The sequence below is a fragment of the Gracilibacillus xinjiangensis genome, assembly GCF_042651765.1.
GTDB lineage: Bacteria > Bacillota > Bacilli > Bacillales > Amphibacillaceae > Gracilibacillus > Gracilibacillus xinjiangensis.
Genome location: NZ_JBHSDT010000004.1, coordinates 66,442 through 82,093, shown reverse-complemented (window position 1 = coordinate 82,093; position 15,652 = coordinate 66,442). Strand labels below are relative to the sequence as shown.

18 protein-coding genes are annotated in these 15,652 nt (G+C 36.5%); 11 read left to right on the top strand and 7 right to left on the bottom strand.

The window, feature by feature from the left end:
* Position 1: 1 nt before the first annotated feature.
* Positions 2 to 238, bottom strand: coding sequence for a TIGR04540 family protein (locus tag ACFOY7_RS04760; protein ID WP_390249916.1), 237 nt, complete (start codon positions 236 to 238; stop codon positions 2 to 4).
* A 265-nt stretch (positions 239 to 503) separates the two neighbouring features.
* Here ACFOY7_RS04760 and ACFOY7_RS04755 point away from each other — a divergent pair, with 265 nt between their 5' ends.
* From ACFOY7_RS04755 to radC, 4 genes are all read left to right on the top strand, one after another.
* Positions 504 to 710 carry a hypothetical protein gene (locus tag ACFOY7_RS04755; protein ID WP_390249914.1) on the top strand — a complete coding sequence of 69 codons (207 nt, stop codon included), beginning with the start codon at positions 504 to 506 and terminating at the stop codon, positions 708 to 710.
* A gap of 31 nt (positions 711 to 741) precedes the next feature.
* Positions 742 to 1,242, top strand: a complete 501-nt coding sequence (locus ACFOY7_RS04750; RefSeq protein ID WP_390249912.1) for a hypothetical protein — start codon at positions 742 to 744, stop codon at positions 1,240 to 1,242.
* 22 nt (positions 1,243 to 1,264) lie between these two features.
* Positions 1,265 to 2,020 (top strand): hypothetical protein, encoded by a 756-nt coding sequence (locus ACFOY7_RS04745; RefSeq protein WP_390249910.1) that lies wholly within the window; start codon positions 1,265 to 1,267, stop codon positions 2,018 to 2,020.
* A gap of 192 nt (positions 2,021 to 2,212) precedes the next feature.
* Positions 2,213 to 2,821, top strand: a complete 609-nt coding sequence (radC, locus tag ACFOY7_RS04740; RefSeq protein ID WP_390249909.1) for a RadC family protein — start codon at positions 2,213 to 2,215, stop codon at positions 2,819 to 2,821.
* A 254-nt stretch (positions 2,822 to 3,075) separates the two neighbouring features.
* Here the strand turns inward: radC and rlmH (ACFOY7_RS04735) are convergent, their stop codons facing one another.
* From rlmH (ACFOY7_RS04735) to ACFOY7_RS04725, 3 genes are all read right to left on the bottom strand, one after another.
* Positions 3,076 to 3,555, bottom strand: coding sequence for a 23S rRNA (pseudouridine(1915)-N(3))-methyltransferase RlmH (gene rlmH / locus ACFOY7_RS04735; RefSeq protein WP_390249907.1), 480 nt, complete (start codon positions 3,553 to 3,555; stop codon positions 3,076 to 3,078).
* A 248-nt stretch (positions 3,556 to 3,803) separates the two neighbouring features.
* The gene (locus tag ACFOY7_RS04730) at positions 3,804 to 4,826 is read right to left on the bottom strand and encodes a hypothetical protein (protein ID WP_390249905.1); all 1,023 of its coding nucleotides are present in this window, start codon (positions 4,824 to 4,826) and stop codon (positions 3,804 to 3,806) included.
* 56 nt (positions 4,827 to 4,882) lie between these two features.
* A complete protein-coding gene (locus tag ACFOY7_RS04725; protein ID WP_390249903.1) occupies positions 4,883 to 5,011 on the bottom strand; it encodes a hypothetical protein in 129 nt (42 codons plus the stop codon).
* Positions 5,012 to 5,125: 114 nt separating this feature from the next.
* Between ACFOY7_RS04725 and ACFOY7_RS04720 the strand changes: the two genes are divergently transcribed.
* Positions 5,126 to 5,797, top strand: a complete 672-nt coding sequence (locus ACFOY7_RS04720; RefSeq protein ID WP_390249901.1) for a helix-turn-helix domain-containing protein — start codon at positions 5,126 to 5,128, stop codon at positions 5,795 to 5,797.
* 106 nt (positions 5,798 to 5,903) lie between these two features.
* Entirely contained in the window at positions 5,904 to 7,661 is a 1,758-nt protein-coding gene (locus ACFOY7_RS04715; protein WP_390249899.1) for a recombinase family protein, read from the top strand.
* Here ACFOY7_RS04715 and rlmH (ACFOY7_RS04710) read toward each other — a convergent pair.
* Positions 7,563 to 8,042 carry a 23S rRNA (pseudouridine(1915)-N(3))-methyltransferase RlmH gene (gene rlmH, locus ACFOY7_RS04710; RefSeq protein WP_390249897.1) on the bottom strand — a complete coding sequence of 160 codons (480 nt, stop codon included), beginning with the start codon at positions 8,040 to 8,042 and terminating at the stop codon, positions 7,563 to 7,565. The two genes, ACFOY7_RS04715 and rlmH (ACFOY7_RS04710), sit on opposite strands and share 99 nt — an antisense overlap.
* Before the next feature lie 140 nt (positions 8,043 to 8,182).
* Here rlmH (ACFOY7_RS04710) and ACFOY7_RS04705 point away from each other — a divergent pair, with 140 nt between their 5' ends.
* The gene (locus ACFOY7_RS04705; protein WP_390249895.1) at positions 8,183 to 8,815 is read left to right on the top strand and encodes a pentapeptide repeat-containing protein; all 633 of its coding nucleotides are present in this window, start codon (positions 8,183 to 8,185) and stop codon (positions 8,813 to 8,815) included.
* Between the two features lie 91 nt (positions 8,816 to 8,906).
* On the opposite strand, the gene ACFOY7_RS04700 is transcribed toward ACFOY7_RS04705, so the two are convergent.
* A complete protein-coding gene (locus ACFOY7_RS04700; protein WP_390252042.1) occupies positions 8,907 to 10,310 on the bottom strand; it encodes an NAD(P)H-binding protein in 1,404 nt (467 codons plus the stop codon).
* A 315-nt stretch (positions 10,311 to 10,625) separates the two neighbouring features.
* Here ACFOY7_RS04700 and ACFOY7_RS04695 point away from each other — a divergent pair, with 315 nt between their 5' ends.
* The 4 genes from ACFOY7_RS04695 (at position 10,626) to ACFOY7_RS04680 (ending at position 13,766) form a co-directional block, all read left to right on the top strand.
* Entirely contained in the window at positions 10,626 to 10,985 is a 360-nt protein-coding gene (locus ACFOY7_RS04695) for a Lin0512 family protein (RefSeq protein ID WP_390249892.1), read from the top strand.
* 15 nt (positions 10,986 to 11,000) lie between these two features.
* Complete coding sequence (gene mgrA / locus ACFOY7_RS04690; protein ID WP_390249890.1) at positions 11,001 to 11,993, top strand: L-glyceraldehyde 3-phosphate reductase; 993 nt, start codon at positions 11,001 to 11,003, stop codon at positions 11,991 to 11,993.
* A 120-nt stretch (positions 11,994 to 12,113) separates the two neighbouring features.
* Complete coding sequence (locus ACFOY7_RS04685; protein WP_390249888.1) at positions 12,114 to 13,211, top strand: acyl-CoA dehydrogenase family protein; 1,098 nt, start codon at positions 12,114 to 12,116, stop codon at positions 13,209 to 13,211.
* Between the two features lie 48 nt (positions 13,212 to 13,259).
* Positions 13,260 to 13,766 (top strand): DinB family protein, encoded by a 507-nt coding sequence (locus tag ACFOY7_RS04680; protein ID WP_390249886.1) that lies wholly within the window; start codon positions 13,260 to 13,262, stop codon positions 13,764 to 13,766.
* Positions 13,767 to 13,823: 57 nt separating this feature from the next.
* On the opposite strand, the gene ACFOY7_RS04675 is transcribed toward ACFOY7_RS04680, so the two are convergent.
* Positions 13,824 to 15,449 carry a DUF1593 domain-containing protein gene (locus tag ACFOY7_RS04675; RefSeq protein ID WP_390252041.1) on the bottom strand — a complete coding sequence of 542 codons (1,626 nt, stop codon included), beginning with the start codon at positions 15,447 to 15,449 and terminating at the stop codon, positions 13,824 to 13,826.
* Positions 15,450 to 15,652: the final 203 nt, after the last annotated feature.

Here is a 15,652-nt window from a genome sequence, read left to right as displayed (position 1 = left end):
ATTATTTCATATTCAAAACAGTATCTACAACTGCTAATCTATTCTTCCCACACTGCTGCCGAATAACTGTCGTATATTGTCCATCTTTCACCATTTTTGCCTGATTTATAGCATATAACTTTTTAATAGTTCTAATCATCGCATCTTCATCCATTTCATTCTGCCAATACCTATCAATAACTTCATTAATACACGAAGCTAGATCTCTTTGAGTTTTCTGGAATAATTTAACTTCCATTGAGAAATCACTCCTATATTCTTACTATTTTTATACTCTATTTTTATTCTATTAGTAGTGCTAGAGAATCACAATAGTTTCGACAAAATTATACATATTTTCTCTTGGCACCACAACCAATATATAGAAGGGGGTACCCTGCCGTTTCATGCCCCACCCCTTTTAAATGACCATTATTTATCTCTGAGGATAAACGATGGTCTTTTTCTATTTACAGAGAAGACATGCGTGGTGAGAGGAACGCACTTGAAAGGAGGTGATGATAGTGGATACATCATTAGCAAGAATACTAGTCAAAGCAAAGCAACTTAATAAATGGGTTCCTGTGAAGTACCTGAACAAACATGATATTCAACGAATTAACCTGATGCAATTAGAAGACGAAGGATTGGTATTGACTACACATCATAAAGATGCTGGCATTCTTTTAAAACTAACGTTAAAAGGTTACCACCATTTTAAAAACTTGTAATCAAAAAAACTATTTTAGAGGAGGAATTTCAATGAATCACAAGCAAACAATATCAGATAACTCAGCAGTAACAAAATTAACAATGGAGGATACCCATATCATTTATTCATATCTTCAACAACAATATGATGTAGTTTGTACTCAAACAAAAGAAGCTGTTCAAAACAATGATTATATTACATTACTACAATTAATCGAAGAACGACAACGTTTGGAAGCTATAATGGATGATTTCAGAACATTTCATGCAAATACAGAAACAACAACAGGGGTTGAGCAACAAAATGATCAACATACGACTGCTACCTTCCAAGCTGATAAAGATGAAGAAGCAAAGTTAATAGATAGAATGACAGTGAACTTAGAAACAGTTAATCAAAGTATGCATCAATTCATGATAAAGACAATAGATAAATCAACAGAAACTTTTACAAAAGGAAACCAACTAGGACATAAGACAACAAAAAAGCTGTTGCATAAAACGGCAAACGGATTCTCCAAAATTGCCGATATCATTAATCAGAAACTGTAAAACTTGAAAGGAGGTGATTAAGATGAACGTACCATACAATATCGTACCTTTAAATATTGATGCTGGATCTTCATACTCATTACCGAATGTCGTTGTATCATCAACCGAATCGCAACGCCGAATCAATGAACTACAGAAATTCGTAGATGATGTTATGGTAAAAGGGATAGATTATGGATTAGTGGATGGATTTTCAAAACCAACATTATTAAAACCAGGCGCAGAAAAATTATGTGACGTCTTCGGCTTCTCAAAAACTGCGGACATAATCAGTCGCATTGAAAAATGGGAAGATGGTATTTTTGCCTATGAGGTGAAGGTCACGCTTATACAAAAGGACAACAATATCGCGGAAGCAGAAGGCCTTGGCACTTGTAATAGTAAGGAAGCAACATTCCATCATCAAGATCCGTATACGATCGTCAACACCGTATTGAAGATGGCAAAAAAGCGAGCGTTAATTGATGCTGTTTTATCTGCAACAAGATCCAGTGGTATCTTCACGCAAGACATTGAAGATTTCCCAAGACAACAAATCCATCAACCTGACGATGAATTTGTAACCAAACGACAATTGCAAAAGATTCATCAGCTAGCAAAAGAAATGAAGATACGCAGTGATGTTGCAACGGAAATGTTGCAGATGAAGTTTAATGTTAATCACAGCACTAAATTAACCAAACAGCAGGCTTCTAATTTTATCAAAGACTTGTTAGCACTGAAAGATGCATTTGATGCAGATGCAGGCATTCAAACACAAAATAATATAAATGCTTGATCCAATCATCGTATATCCAATAACAATACGATGTTTTTTTATGCACAAAAAAAGATGAGCTCAACAGATATGAACTCATCAACAATTCAATTTAACAACAGTATATCGCATCCACATGGATGACTCAAATCAGAGAGGCGATCATCGTCTCTCTTTTTTCATTATTAAATTAAAATATTGGAGGAATTAATTATGACTAACTCAATCGATAAAATGACGTTCAAAAAATTATTAGCAACAACAACACGTGAGAAAGAAGACAGTTATATAGTAAATGAATTATTTACCCGCTATCCATCTATACAGGAATTGTTGGATGTGACAGAAGAAGAACTGTTACAGATCAAAGGTATCGGCAAAGTAAAAGCATCACAGATCATCGCAGCATTGCAACTTGCTCGTATGAATCCATGTCCTGTTGAAGATCGTTTTACCATCCGCTCACCTGAAGATGCATTTGAATACTTACGTGAGATGCAATATTTAAATCAAGAGCACTTTGTTGTTCTTGGGCTCAATACAAAGAATCAAGTGGTATTTCGTGAGACGATATTTATTGGATCATTGAACGCATCGATCGTACATCCAAGGGAAGTTTTTAAATCATTGATCCGTCGTAGCTGTGCAAGTGCGATTGTAGCGCATAATCATCCTAGTGGTGAGACAACACCTAGTCAAGAAGACATCCATGTTACTAAAAGATTATCTGAAGTTGGTAAAGTCACTGGGATCGAAGTACTTGATCATATCATTATCGGCCATGAACGATTTACAAGCTTAAAGGAAAAAGGATATCTGTAAAAGCAAGATTGAGAGTCGGTTTATATCGCCGACTCTTCCTAATATTTAACAATTATATTAATGGGCTTTGTTTTGAAGTATTTATACAAATTCCGCTTGGTTCCATGTTCAAGAAATCATAAACATTGATGTAGAGCGATTCAATAAACCTGTCTATTCTATAAGCAAGTCCGAGAAATGATATTTTTCTAGTTCCCTTATATATAACAGTAGATTTTTGCTAATTGTAACATTGTAGAGCAAATTTATTGAAATCATTTATGATATGGCTCGTTTTTCTGAATTCTGAAGGCACGATATACTTGCTCTAATAGAATCAGCTTCATTAGTTGGTGTGGGAATGTCATCTTTGAGAATGATAATTGTTGGTCAGACCGTTGTAATATAGAATCACTTAAACCATTTGATCCACCTATCACAAAAACAATCTGACTTTTCCCATGAATACTTAATTTCTCCATCTCTTCAGCTAGTTTTTCTGATGACCATTGATCTCCTTGGATATCCAATGCAACAACATACTGTGATGGTTTAATCTTACTGAGGATCCGCTCACCTTCTTTAATCTTCACCTGCTCCAATTCCTTTTCACTCATTTGTTCAGGTGCTTGTTCATCATTCACTTCATCCATCGTCAGATTACAATACGGTCGAAGTCGTTTCTCAAATTCAGCTATTCCTTGTTTAAGGTACTTTTCTTTGATTTTCCCTACGCTAATAATTCCAATTTGCACAAAAACACCTCCAAGTCATTTATATTATGCATATAACAACTACCATTCTGTCTGAAACATTCCTTCATTTTTGTATTAGTTCTAGTTTTTAATCTTAATACACAATTCTCCAAGATACCACTTATAGATGTAAATGTTTATAACTTATTCAAAAGAATGATGTATACCCTGTTCTGAAAGTCAATATAATCATTGTTATCAAGATGTTCATCCTTTATATATACAGTGGTTACTCTAGGATAAAATGATTATGCTATATTCCTTTTTTTAAATATGCCGTATTCTACAGAGAATGGTGGAAGTTTTATATCAGTGATTATTAGCTTTTGTATATTCAATATCTTTCTTAAAGAGGACATGTTTTTCTTATAAGTAGATGCTGCATAATATTTTTTAGCACCACTTTCCCCTTTAGTAATTAAGATTACAACAAACGCTATTAATGATGTTTTTCTTATCCTTTTTATGTTTTCACTTTCTATTTTATTAATTACTTCCTCAATTGAAGTGTACTTAATATTTTTACTCAGTCCCAATCTATATAGTTCTCGATTGATTTTTTGAGTTGCTATATCTTCCCTCAATAACTCTGATACCGTCCTCGAGGGACTAATTAATACAATCTCATCATAGGAAAGTTCAATTTCAAGTCTTAAAATACCTTCAGCCTTTTTAGTATCATCGAGTAAATGCTTTCCACGATTTTCTAATACTTCAGCAAGTTTGTCATATATTTTGACTTTGCGTGTACTACCAATCCATTCAACTGTTTGCAAATTATCTGATCCTCTTTCACAATAGGTGCTTGTCTTATGCTGCGGTAACACGCTCTTCTCAATACACCTAAGATAATTTTGCTTATATTGCCCAACATAAAAGTTTTTAGAGATATGTAACTTTTCTACTATCCAAGTATAGGATGGTGGTATTTTATTAGGATGCTTTTTAAGCAATTTACTTAGATAAAATTTTATAAATTGCCAGCAGAACGCTATATCATTCTCAGTTATTTCATAAACATTCGATCCATACAACAACTTTGGTAGTGATACTTCTACTTTAAACCACGCTTTTGTGGGATCATCCTCTTTATATGTGTATCTAATAAACGGATTACCAACGTAAGATTCATCATGGTACTCACAAAAATTAGTCTGCTCTTCAACTCCATTTCTCCTAACAGTCTTTGTACTAACCCTAGTCCAAGGAACCCCTTGTATCTCTCTTAAAGAAAGGGTTATAGGAATTCCAAGTTTTATTGTGTCAAACATTCCACATTCCTCCTCTTAAAGTACATTCGAGTAGACCAGTTCTGACGTATTACATGTTAATTTTTCTTTATTACTTCATTTAACATTCGACTTATTTTTATTACAAATTCATCTTGTCTCTCATTCTTATTTTTCTTCCACTCACTGATCGATAAATTATCATTTCTTTTATTTTTCTCATTCATGTCAAATCACCTCTTTTTTATAATATTTTTCAAAAAACAAATATATTATTGATTTTTATAATATCAACATATATAATTTATGTAAAGTACTTTCTAAATTTGAGGAGCGATAACATGCACAAAATAAACCAAATAGAGTTTGAAATCTTAAAAGTTTGGCCACTCGGGGAACGTTTACGTTTCTTCCGTTCTAAAATGCAAGAATTATATGGGAAGAGAAATTATTCAACAAAGGCATTAGGAGAACGTTTAAATGTATCACCTCAATCTATAACAGCAATAGAGAGGGGTATCTCAAAGAATCCCTCATATCATGTAATGCAAAAAATTTCGATAGAATTTAACATCCCATTAGAAGCTTTTAGTGATGAATATTATGAAAATGGATTCAGAGAATTGAGCATAGGTTCTACTGGTTCTAAGGAAAATGCGATAATAAACAATTCATTTATTGAAGAGGATTATAATGAAGCATACTTAGGTTGTATTTTATTTAAAGTTTACCATGATAATAATATGCGTATCATTTATTCCAAAACAACTGAGAATGCATTTGAAATTTTAGATTTTGCTAAGCCATTATCCCGTTTCGTACATGAAATGGAATTACTTGATCAAGATATAAAATCATTTGAATCTAAAAAAACTTCACCCATTGAGTTTTCATATGAACTATTGAGATTGATAGAAAGTAAACCTGATAAGTATCCACTTATCAAAAAGGAAAAATTGGAGGAGGCAATCAAAGGCCTTAACGACCTTAAGGGAAAAGATGGAGAAAGATGAAATATGCCTCATTTGGTTATATCAATAATCAAGGAGGTCATTAAGTCACTTAACACCAATGACATTACACAAATTATTGACAAAGATATGAATGGGAGGAATTAATATGAGTTTAAATAATAGAGCAGTAATTTACGCCCGTGTTAGTACAGAAGAACAGGCATCAAAAGGTCATAGCATTGAAGCGCAGATCGAAGAGATAAAAGAATATGCTAAGCAAAGAAATATGGAAATTGTGGAAGAATATATCGATGAAGGCGTAAGTGGGAAAAACATATCAGGACGCCCAGAAATGAAACGCTTGCTCAGAGATTTAGACTCTGGAACATTCAAAGTTGTTATTGTATATAAATTCGACCGCGTAGCACGGAGGTCAAAGGATGCAATGGAAATAGCTGATCGTTGCGAAACAGAAAATATAAGTTTGATCAGCTGTAAAGAAGACTTTGACATTACTACTCCTGAAGGGAAAATGATGTTTCAAATTATGAGTAACTTTGCAGAATTTGAACGAAATACCATCATTGATCGACTAAAAATGGGGATGAATCAACGAGCAAAAAAAGGATTATTTAATGGGGGTAGAGTATTAGGTTATGACAGCGTAAATAAACATTTAGTAGTTAATGAAGAAGAGTCGCATGTAATACGTCTGATTTTTGATTATGCGGAACAAGATTTAGGCTATAAGGCTATTGTAAGCCGAATAAATGCTATGGGCTATAAAACCAAACGAGGAAATGACTTTTCTATAAACACCATAAAAACAATTTTAGACAATCCAATTTATATTGGAGTTATAAGATACAATAAACATCAGGATTGGGCAGAAAAGCGTCGTAAGGGGAAAAATGAATATCATACTTTATCGAATGGCAAACACGAACCAATCATTTCTCCTGAGCAATGGGAAAAAGTCCAACAAATTCGCAAAAAACGCTCTGTAAAACCTGCACGATCTAATAAACCATACATATTAAATGGGCTAGTTCGTTGCCCTAAATGTGGGTATGGAATGGTTTCGGCATCCTCGAAAGGCTCAAAAGGTAAGAGGTATCGTTACTATGTATGTGGATTATTCCACAATAAAGGTAGCAAAGCATGTAGTGCACATTCCATACGCGCAGACTATGCGGAGCAGCAGGTGATGGAAGAATTAAAACGGATAGTTTCTGAACCATATGTGTTAAATAAAATAATTGATAATGTCAATGAGCAGCGTAGTGATGCAAAGACTCCAATTAATGATGAAATTAAAGTGCTTCAATCTAAGCTAAATAAGGTAGAAGTACGAATTAACAACATAACGGAGCAATTAATGGACGACCCTTCATTAGTAGCCATTTTTAAACCGAAGCTAAAAGGGCTTACCGAGGAACAGCAAGATTTTCAAAACAGGCTTGAAGCACTAAATAGTGAATTAGGAGAATGTGATACAACGCCTATAGATGCACAGGCACTTCATCACCTTTTAAGTAACTTTGAGAAAGTAATGCAAGATGCTGATCCCGAAAGACAAAAGGCGTTACTTCGCTTAATCATAAACAATATACAGATTAGTAAAGAGGCACCTCGAGGGATTGGGAGACATATAGAGAAGATAAATCTACACTTTGACTTTACAATGGAAGGTTTAGAGGAACAGTCATTGGAGCTATTGGATGCAGTTGGTATGGATTATATTGAACCAGTGGAGAGTTGGATGCTGGAAAAAAAGGATGGTAAAATGTTGAGCGAAATGATGGATTCGCTTAATATTTTACCCTTAAAAGATGTACGGTTCCCCCCGATTAATCCGAAACCCCCGATAAACCTGCTCCAACAAAATCAACCTCATCACCTGATGCGGAAACGTCATCTTTGAAAAAGACAATGCTAAATCACTCCGCTTCTGCACTTCTTCACTGATCCCCAAAGACCCTCCAATCACAAAAGCTATCTTACTTTTCCCATAAGTCGCCAGCTCGTCCATCTTTGCTGCTAGCTGCTCAGAGCTTAGCATCTTCCCATTAATCTCAAGTGTAATAACATAGGTATCCTGGCTGATATGACAGAGGATACGCTCACCCTCTTTTCGTTTCACTTCGATCATTTCTGCTTCACTCATATTTTCTGGTGCCTTTTCATCAGCTACTTCGGCGATCTCTACCTTGGCATATGTACTGAGCCTTTTCATATATTCCTGAATACCTTGTTTGAGGTATTTCTCTTTTAATTTTCCAACTGTTACAATGGTTATTTTCATTGCAGTGTCATCCTTTGCTCTTTTATCTTCTCTAGTTTACCACAATTATAATGCAGCTAATGCCGAATTTTTCCTTGAAATGATATACTAGTGATAGTAATAAAAATATGGAATATCATTTAGAAATGAAGGGGAAAACTATGAAATTAGCTAAACCAAATATACCTGCTGAATTACCACAGGGAAACTTCCAGGACATTCTCTTTGAGGAAGATCCACACTTAAGTAACATAGAAATTGAAGGTTCCTCTTTTGATAACGAGGTGCTGGATCGTGTCCACTTAAATAATATGGTAATTAAGCAATCAACGTTTCAACATACGTCATTCGAGAATATCGATATTACAGATGTACTTTTTGAGAATTGTGACCTATCCAATGCTGACTTAAGTACTGCGAGCATCCATCGGGTTGTATTCAAGAACTGTAAGCTGTTAGGGGTGCAGTTTATTGAGGGGCGATTCGGCAATGTAACTTTTGAAAATTGCGTTTTATCCATGTGCAATTTCGGTGACTCCAAGTTTGAAAGAACACAATTCATTGAATCAAATCTCCAGAATGCAGATTTCTTCAATTGTAAACTGGCAAAAACAATTTATTCTTACTGTAACCTGACTGGGTCTAGCTTCGACTCAACCAAGCTAAAAGGGATTGATATTAGTACTTCTCACTTTGAAACGCTTGTTGTCAAAATGGAGGATTTAAAAGGCTGCATCGTGTCACAAGACCAGGCGATTCACTTTGCATCCATGCTGGGGCTGGATATCAGATAGTCTCCTATTATATTGGTATGTTAAAATTTCTACTATACATAAACTTTCCAAACGGGCGAAAAAAGCGATACCCTGAAAGTATCACTCTGTCTCATATCAGCATCTCTTCCTTTTGCTTCTTGTCCATCTGCTTCATATGATGGCGGAAACATGCCATAACAAACAAATGGACATTGGCCTGGGTGTATTTATAGATAAACCACGGCAGAGATGGATGATAATCATGAATGGCGATGATCAGCTCATTTGCTTCCGGGATTTTCCTGAATTCCAAACGTCCTCTTTCATTCTTGCTTGTGTCCGTTAAGAAACCGCTGCTTATATAATAAAGGGCGCGGTCTTCTGTACTGCGGTCGGGAGCATAGGTAAGTTCAAGCAAAGGCGCTTTACTGCCAATCCAGCCGATCTGACAGTTGAGCTCATCATCAACACTTGTCCGCACCCACGGATTTAGGAAGTTTTCCAGCCATTGAACATAATATCTTGCCACTTCACCCGCACGGTAACCTTCAGGAAGCGGAATTCGCTGTACAGAGCGGACATCCCGCTTAAGTGGCCCGATTTCAGGTTTCTTAAATATCTTGTGTTTATTATTGTCTGCTTCTCTCAGGGAATATCTTGCTGCTTCTTTAAAAGTGATTTTCCCATTACTGATTCCTTCTGCTTCTCTTTCTGCTGTCAATGGGTGCTTCAGGCTGTAAAGCAGCGGATAAACAGTTTCCTTTGGTGTTTGTGTAATCAGGCTTAACCAGAGACGGGAAAAATATAAGGAGAAAAAAGGCACGTTATACATTTTTCGTTTTTTTCCTAATACTTCTGCGGTTTGTTCCATCATCTCACGGTTTGTTAAAACTTCCGGGCCGCCGAGATCATAGGAATCATTGACACTCTTATCGTCTGACACAGTTTTATCCAAGGATCGTAACACATCTTTTAAAGAAATCGGCTGTGTCCTGGTTCTTGTCCATTTTGGCAAAATCATAACAGGAAGTCGTTTGACAAGCTTTGCGAGAATCGGGAAAGAGGAACCCTTTGGCCCGACAATCAATCTGGCCCGTAATGCTGTCACTGGTGTTCCATATGCCCTTAGAATACGTTCCACTTCCAATCTGCTTTTCAGGTGGGCGGACAGCTTTTCTTCTCCTTTTGGCACAATGCCTCCGAGATAGATAATTTTCTTAACACCCTGCTTTTTAGCTGCCTGTGCGAAGTTATCAGCAAGTATAACGTCCATGTCAGAAAAGTTTCCCTGTGTAAGCTTGGCTGATGGCATCATAGAATGCACCAGATATACGGCAATGTCCGCACCCTCGAGACCTTTTTCTGCATCCTTCAAGGAAAAAAGGTCACAGGAGCGCCAGGTGACGTCTTCTGTATTTTCATGTTTATCCCCATTCCTGGAGAGTCCAATTATCTTCATGCGTCCGCTCAGTTTGGAAAGCAAATTTTGGCAAATATAGCCGCTTGCTCCAGCTATGGCGACAACAGGTTTCATTTTAGACATGTGTCCACATCCTTTTTTCTTGTAGCATACTATACCCTGATGAGTGGTAACGAATTGTTATAATCAGAAGTACTCAATTTCCCATTTAATTTCATCATTTCCAGACAGCTTATTATTTCCTGGGAAATAAATTAGGAAACATGGGGGAATTTCGACAAGATCTAGTTAGCTTCCTTTAATTGTACTGAGTTTTCCTGCTATTCTATCAGAAACTTGCTGCAGAAACGAGTGGACTCATTTGATTTTCCTGCATTTATCACTTAATCTAACAATACATGAATATAAAATAGAAATGGAGACGATTACATGGAGAAGATTATTTTCGTCGAAACAGGTACAGGAATTGATGTGCATGGACAGGATGTAACCAAAGCTTGCCTGCGCGCAGTGGAAAATGCAATACACTATAATTCAATGCCAGGAATAAAGGATTACTTGCCGGGACAGAATCTACATAACATGAAAGTCAATGTACGTCTAGCTGTTCCAATGGATAAAGACAAAGTAGACATAGAAAAAGTAAAGCAGGAAATTCCTTATGGTACCGTAACTGTTGACATCTTGGATGGAGGAATGGCAACAACATCAGGTATTCTCCTTGAAGATAAAAATGATAAAAATGATCTGATGTATATTGTAAATGCTGCGGTTGAAGTAGGCTATTAAAGAGGAGGAATGTGTATGACGTACATAGCAAATGCAGGCCGTTATAAAGAGATGGTCTACAATCGATGCGGGAATTCAGGAATTCAATTACCTGCAATCTCATTAGGTTTATGGAATAATTTCAGTGACAATGATGCCATTGAAAATCAACGCGAAATGGTATTTAAAGCATTTGATTTAGGAATTACTCATTTTGACTTAGCCAATAACTACGGCCCACCACCAGGGTCTGCTGAGAAGAATTTTGGACGGATACTAAAGGAAGATATGGCAGCATACCGTGATGAAATGATTATTTCTACAAAAGCTGGTTTTCAAATGTGGGATGGACCATATGGGGATTGGGGTTCAAAGAAATATTTAATCGCCAGTCTTGATCAAAGCCTGAAAAGAATGGGGCTTGACTATGTGGATATTTTCTATCATCACCGTCCAGATCCTGATACACCACTTGAAGAAACAATGGCAGCTCTTGACCAGATTGTACGCCAAGGTAAAGCATTATATGTAGGTATCTCCAATTATGATGCAGAGCAAACAAAAGAGGCAGTCCAGATTTTACAAGCTCAAAAGACACCATTTATTATTCACCAGGCAGCGTATTCCATGCTTAATCGGAAAATCGAGGATGGTTTAACAGAAGTATTAGAAGATAACGGTATTGGCTGTATTGCTTTTGTGCCATTAGCTCAAGGACTCCTTACCAATAAATATTTAAACGGCATTCCAAAGGAGTCCCGTGCCGCGAAAGATTATATCCCCTTCTTAAACGAAAAAGATATCTCCTCAAATGTACTACAGAAAGTAAAAAGCTTAAATGATTTAGCTGAATCCCGAGGTCAGTCTCTTGCACAGATGGCACTTGTGTGGGTGTTACAGCAGAAATCTGTCGTTTCTGCTCTGATCGGTGCAAGCCGTGCTAGTCAAATTGAAGAAAATGTGCGTGCATTACATCAGATTGATTTCACGGAAGAAGAAAAGAAAGTAATTAATGAAATCCTTCAGTAGAAGAAACACCTCATTTTAATGGGGTGTTTCTTCACTATATCCTTTTAAGTCACTTCCCTCCCCACCATCTTTCCGACTAAGGTAAACTATTATTATTAACATATAAAGGAGTAATAGATGATGGAATTTACAGATAAAGAATCCAGACAAATAAAAGAAGAGTTGACCGAAATTGAGCAGACCAGAATACTGCCACCATCCATACTTGATATTATCTATCAAAAAAAGCTATTTAAATTTATCTCCCAATCACTTGGTGGAAGGGCGATGGACCTGCCAAATGCGCTAAGGATCTTTCAAGAAACATCGTCCATTGATGGTAATTTGGGATGGGCGGTTACAATCGGAGCAGGCGGGGGTATGTTTTCCCCATGTTTTAAAGAAGATGTAGCAAAGGATTCCTTCTCTCCGGAAAATGCAGTCATAGCAGGCAGCGGATTTCCTGGGGGAAAAGCGGTAAAGATGGAGAACGGCTATCATGTGAACGGGGAATGGAAGTTTTGCAGTGGTTCCCCATATGCAACGATCTTCACCGCCAACTGTATCGTAGAAAATGAAGGAAATTCAAGGATTCTTTCTTTTATTCTAAACCCCGACCAAGTGGAGATAATGAACGATTGGAATGCATTTGGATTAGTTGGAACAAGCAGCCATTCGATTAAAGTTAGTAATCAATTTGTTCCGGCTGAACGGACTTTTTCTATTGGTGAAAAGATGAATAACTTTGAAGAAGTTGTACACCAATTTCCGTTTGTACCATTTTCGGAAGCTTCCTTTGCTTCCGTAGTACTTGGCATAGGGAAAAACTTTCTCGATCATGTAAAGATGTATATTGAAAAGAACAAACACCGCTGGGGACAAGGCGATTTTGACAAGTATCAGTTGGTTACGAGGAAATGGAAAACAGAAATGGAAAGATGGAATAACGCAGAAAGGCATTTTCATCGTATGATAGACCATGTATGGCAGGATCATCTTAAAGGAAAGCCTTTAGCTGCTGAAACATTAGAGGATTTCTCACTCGTCTGTAAAAAGGCTGCATCCACTGTATTAACATGTGCTCAAAATCTATTCCGTTACATGGGAATGGAAATGATCATGCAACATACGGAACTTAACCGAATATGGAGGGATTTACATACAGCTGCCCAGCATGCTTTCCTGATTCCCTATCAAGAAAACGAGACAATTGCCTATGAAATTAATGGAGAAAAATAAAGGAAATACCGAGCTAAGGTCGAAATACATACTAAAGGAGGAGAGATTATGTACACTGTTAATAACCTTATTACAGACTTAGATCAATTCAAGGACTGGGTTCTGTCCCTTCAACACATGGAAGAGAAGCTTTTCTTTGAACCTATTGCGGAAGGAAAATGGTCTACAGCCGAAATAATTACACACATCACTTTTTGGGATCAATACATAATGAGCGAGATGCTGCCAAAGATGACGCAGGATGCAGACATTCACAGCATTGATGTTGAAACACTTAACCAGAAATCCTCTATACATGCCAATTCGGGTATCTCCCAGCAACAAATTCTTCAGGAAAACGTTCAAGCTAGGGGAAGTCTTGTTAAGCTATTAAAAGAAATCCCGCAAGACAATTTTTTCATAACTTTTCAACTGAATGGGGAAACTATTGATGAACATTCGGGATATCCTCATTCTATATTTAATTACTTTTGCAGTTTTGTCTGGCATGATAACCACCATCGCAAGCAGATAGAGGGGTTTTTAAATGAAAAAAGTAAGATTAAATTGAAATAGATACACCTTATAATTCAAAAAAAACAGGCAGTGATTGCACTGCCTATTTTGGACCAATTATTGTACTGTCAATATAACGCGTTGGTAATGTTTTAATCCATGTTCTCCATCATCTTGTACCTCAGCGATGATATGAATCGTATCTCCTGAATTTGCATCTTCCGGAACGGTAAATGTTACCGTATCTGTTTCACTTCCGGAAAGTTCAATCGTATTTGTCCTCTCTCCTTCTGCCAATTCACGGTGATATCCAAGTAACAAGCCACCTTCTACTTGCTCTTCCACTGCTAGTGGTTCCACCTTTGTATCATCATAAGTATCTGCTTCAAAATATCTCCACCAACTGTATGATAATTCATCCCCATCAGGATCTGTTCCATTTGCATGCAAGGTCACTTCTTCGCCTTTTTCAACTTCAAGATCTAAACCTTCTTCAATTTTTAGCTCAGGGTTATGATTAGCATCTTCATAATTAGACGCTGTTACCCAATCTGCACGTGCAGCAAAGTCTGATTGAATATCATCAAACCAACGCATTAGAGAATATTCTGATTCATATCTTTCTGTATATATGTCATAATCTAAGGCAGTATTTCGATATAGCTTATCACTTTCTTTGCCAAACCGGCCTCCCCATCCACCATAAGATGGGTCTTCCATGCTTCTTAACCCATTATCAATTAAGTAGAAGAAAGATGGAGAATCACCTTCAGAAATAAAATCATATCGATTATATTGTGGGTTATTTTCTAAATATTCCTCGGTACCTCGTTGTTCTTCAAACAGTTCTCCTTCAATCATCTTACCATCACCCATTAATGCATACATTTCCATTAGCCTACCATGTCCATTTAAGATATGCTCATAGTTCCAATCACCCTGTAATTTACTATTCACTTCATCTGTATGGAATTTCCAGGCATACGCAAAATGCCAGAAATTTGATTGATCATTCAATATTCTAATATTTGGCCAATTTTTTGCAATATAGTTACTATAACTCTCATCTTGATCCAGAATAATATATAGTATCAGCTTATCACTAACCTTTTGCTTTATCTCTTCCCACTCATCTGTTCCTTCAAATTCTTCTTGAATCGATTTTAATGCTCTTGCAGTAGTATTTGTACCTCCCCATGTTTGAACATACAAATCACTGTCTTCATCATCTAAAAATAGGTCTTTTAAAAATTCAGACCCTTCCGTTACTTCTTCCATTTCACCGGCATCTGTAATGTTTCCAATCTTCGTTACTTCCCGCAAATATTCAGGCTCTGGATAACCTTCTGCATGTTGAGTTAAATTAGGATATGCTTCTTCATAAGCATCAATCATCTCATATAGCCAGTCCGTTCCTGTCCACCTGTAAGGTTCAATCCCTTTCTCTTCATCACCAGCATAATGATACATTGAACTCGTAATAACAATTCCTTCTAAATTCATTTCATTGGCATACAACAAATACCTAAGTACAGAATTCATATCATCTACCTCACCGTCCGTTGTGATGACAGTACGGGCCTTTGGGGTTCCAGATTCTGTTTCTGTGGTCTCATTTTTTGTTTTATCTGTTGCCGATTCCTCGTTATTACTGCTGCTTTCTGATTGATCGTTACTACTGCATGCACTCATTAGAAGTAAACCTAGTAACAATAATGAAATTACCCATTTTTTCAATCTTATCTTCCTCTCTCTGTATAAATTAATAGGAAATATTTCCATTAAAACAAAAAAACCTAAATCAATGCAGTAACTGCATTGATTTAGGTTATGCCCTAGACGGTTACATTCCTATTCCTTAATTATTCTATCACATAAATAGCGAATAATAAAGCGCTATCATTACTTTTTGCACACAATAAGTCATACATCCGCACTATTAAAAT

What these genes read in the sequence shown, in the direction of transcription:
- ACFOY7_RS04700 (WP_390252042.1), bottom strand. Translation starts at nt 10,310, where the DNA reads ATGAAACCTGTTGTCGCCATAGCTGGAGCAAGCGGCTATATTTGCCAA.
- ACFOY7_RS04685 (WP_390249888.1), top strand. Translation starts at nt 12,114, where the DNA reads ATGGAATTTACAGATAAAGAATCCAGACAAATAAAAGAAGAGTTGACC.
- radC (WP_390249909.1), top strand. Translation starts at nt 2,213, where the DNA reads ATGACTAACTCAATCGATAAAATGACGTTCAAAAAATTATTAGCAACA.
- ACFOY7_RS04745 (WP_390249910.1), top strand. Translation starts at nt 1,265, where the DNA reads ATGAACGTACCATACAATATCGTACCTTTAAATATTGATGCTGGATCT.
- mgrA (WP_390249890.1), top strand. Translation starts at nt 11,001, where the DNA reads ATGACGTACATAGCAAATGCAGGCCGTTATAAAGAGATGGTCTACAAT.
- ACFOY7_RS04750 (WP_390249912.1), top strand. Translation starts at nt 742, where the DNA reads ATGAATCACAAGCAAACAATATCAGATAACTCAGCAGTAACAAAATTA.
- ACFOY7_RS04760 (WP_390249916.1), bottom strand. Translation starts at nt 238, where the DNA reads ATGGAAGTTAAATTATTCCAGAAAACTCAAAGAGATCTAGCTTCGTGT.
- ACFOY7_RS04680 (WP_390249886.1), top strand. Translation starts at nt 13,260, where the DNA reads ATGTACACTGTTAATAACCTTATTACAGACTTAGATCAATTCAAGGAC.
- ACFOY7_RS04720 (WP_390249901.1), top strand. Translation starts at nt 5,126, where the DNA reads ATGCACAAAATAAACCAAATAGAGTTTGAAATCTTAAAAGTTTGGCCA.
- rlmH (WP_390249897.1), bottom strand. Translation starts at nt 8,042, where the DNA reads ATGAAAATAACCATTGTAACAGTTGGAAAATTAAAAGAGAAATACCTC.
- ACFOY7_RS04705 (WP_390249895.1), top strand. Translation starts at nt 8,183, where the DNA reads ATGAAATTAGCTAAACCAAATATACCTGCTGAATTACCACAGGGAAAC.
- ACFOY7_RS04725 (WP_390249903.1), bottom strand. Translation starts at nt 5,011, where the DNA reads ATGAATGAGAAAAATAAAAGAAATGATAATTTATCGATCAGTGAGTGG.
- ACFOY7_RS04715 (WP_390249899.1), top strand. Translation starts at nt 5,904, where the DNA reads ATGAGTTTAAATAATAGAGCAGTAATTTACGCCCGTGTTAGTACAGAA.
- ACFOY7_RS04730 (WP_390249905.1), bottom strand. Translation starts at nt 4,826, where the DNA reads ATGTTTGACACAATAAAACTTGGAATTCCTATAACCCTTTCTTTAAGA.
- ACFOY7_RS04695 (WP_390249892.1), top strand. Translation starts at nt 10,626, where the DNA reads ATGGAGAAGATTATTTTCGTCGAAACAGGTACAGGAATTGATGTGCAT.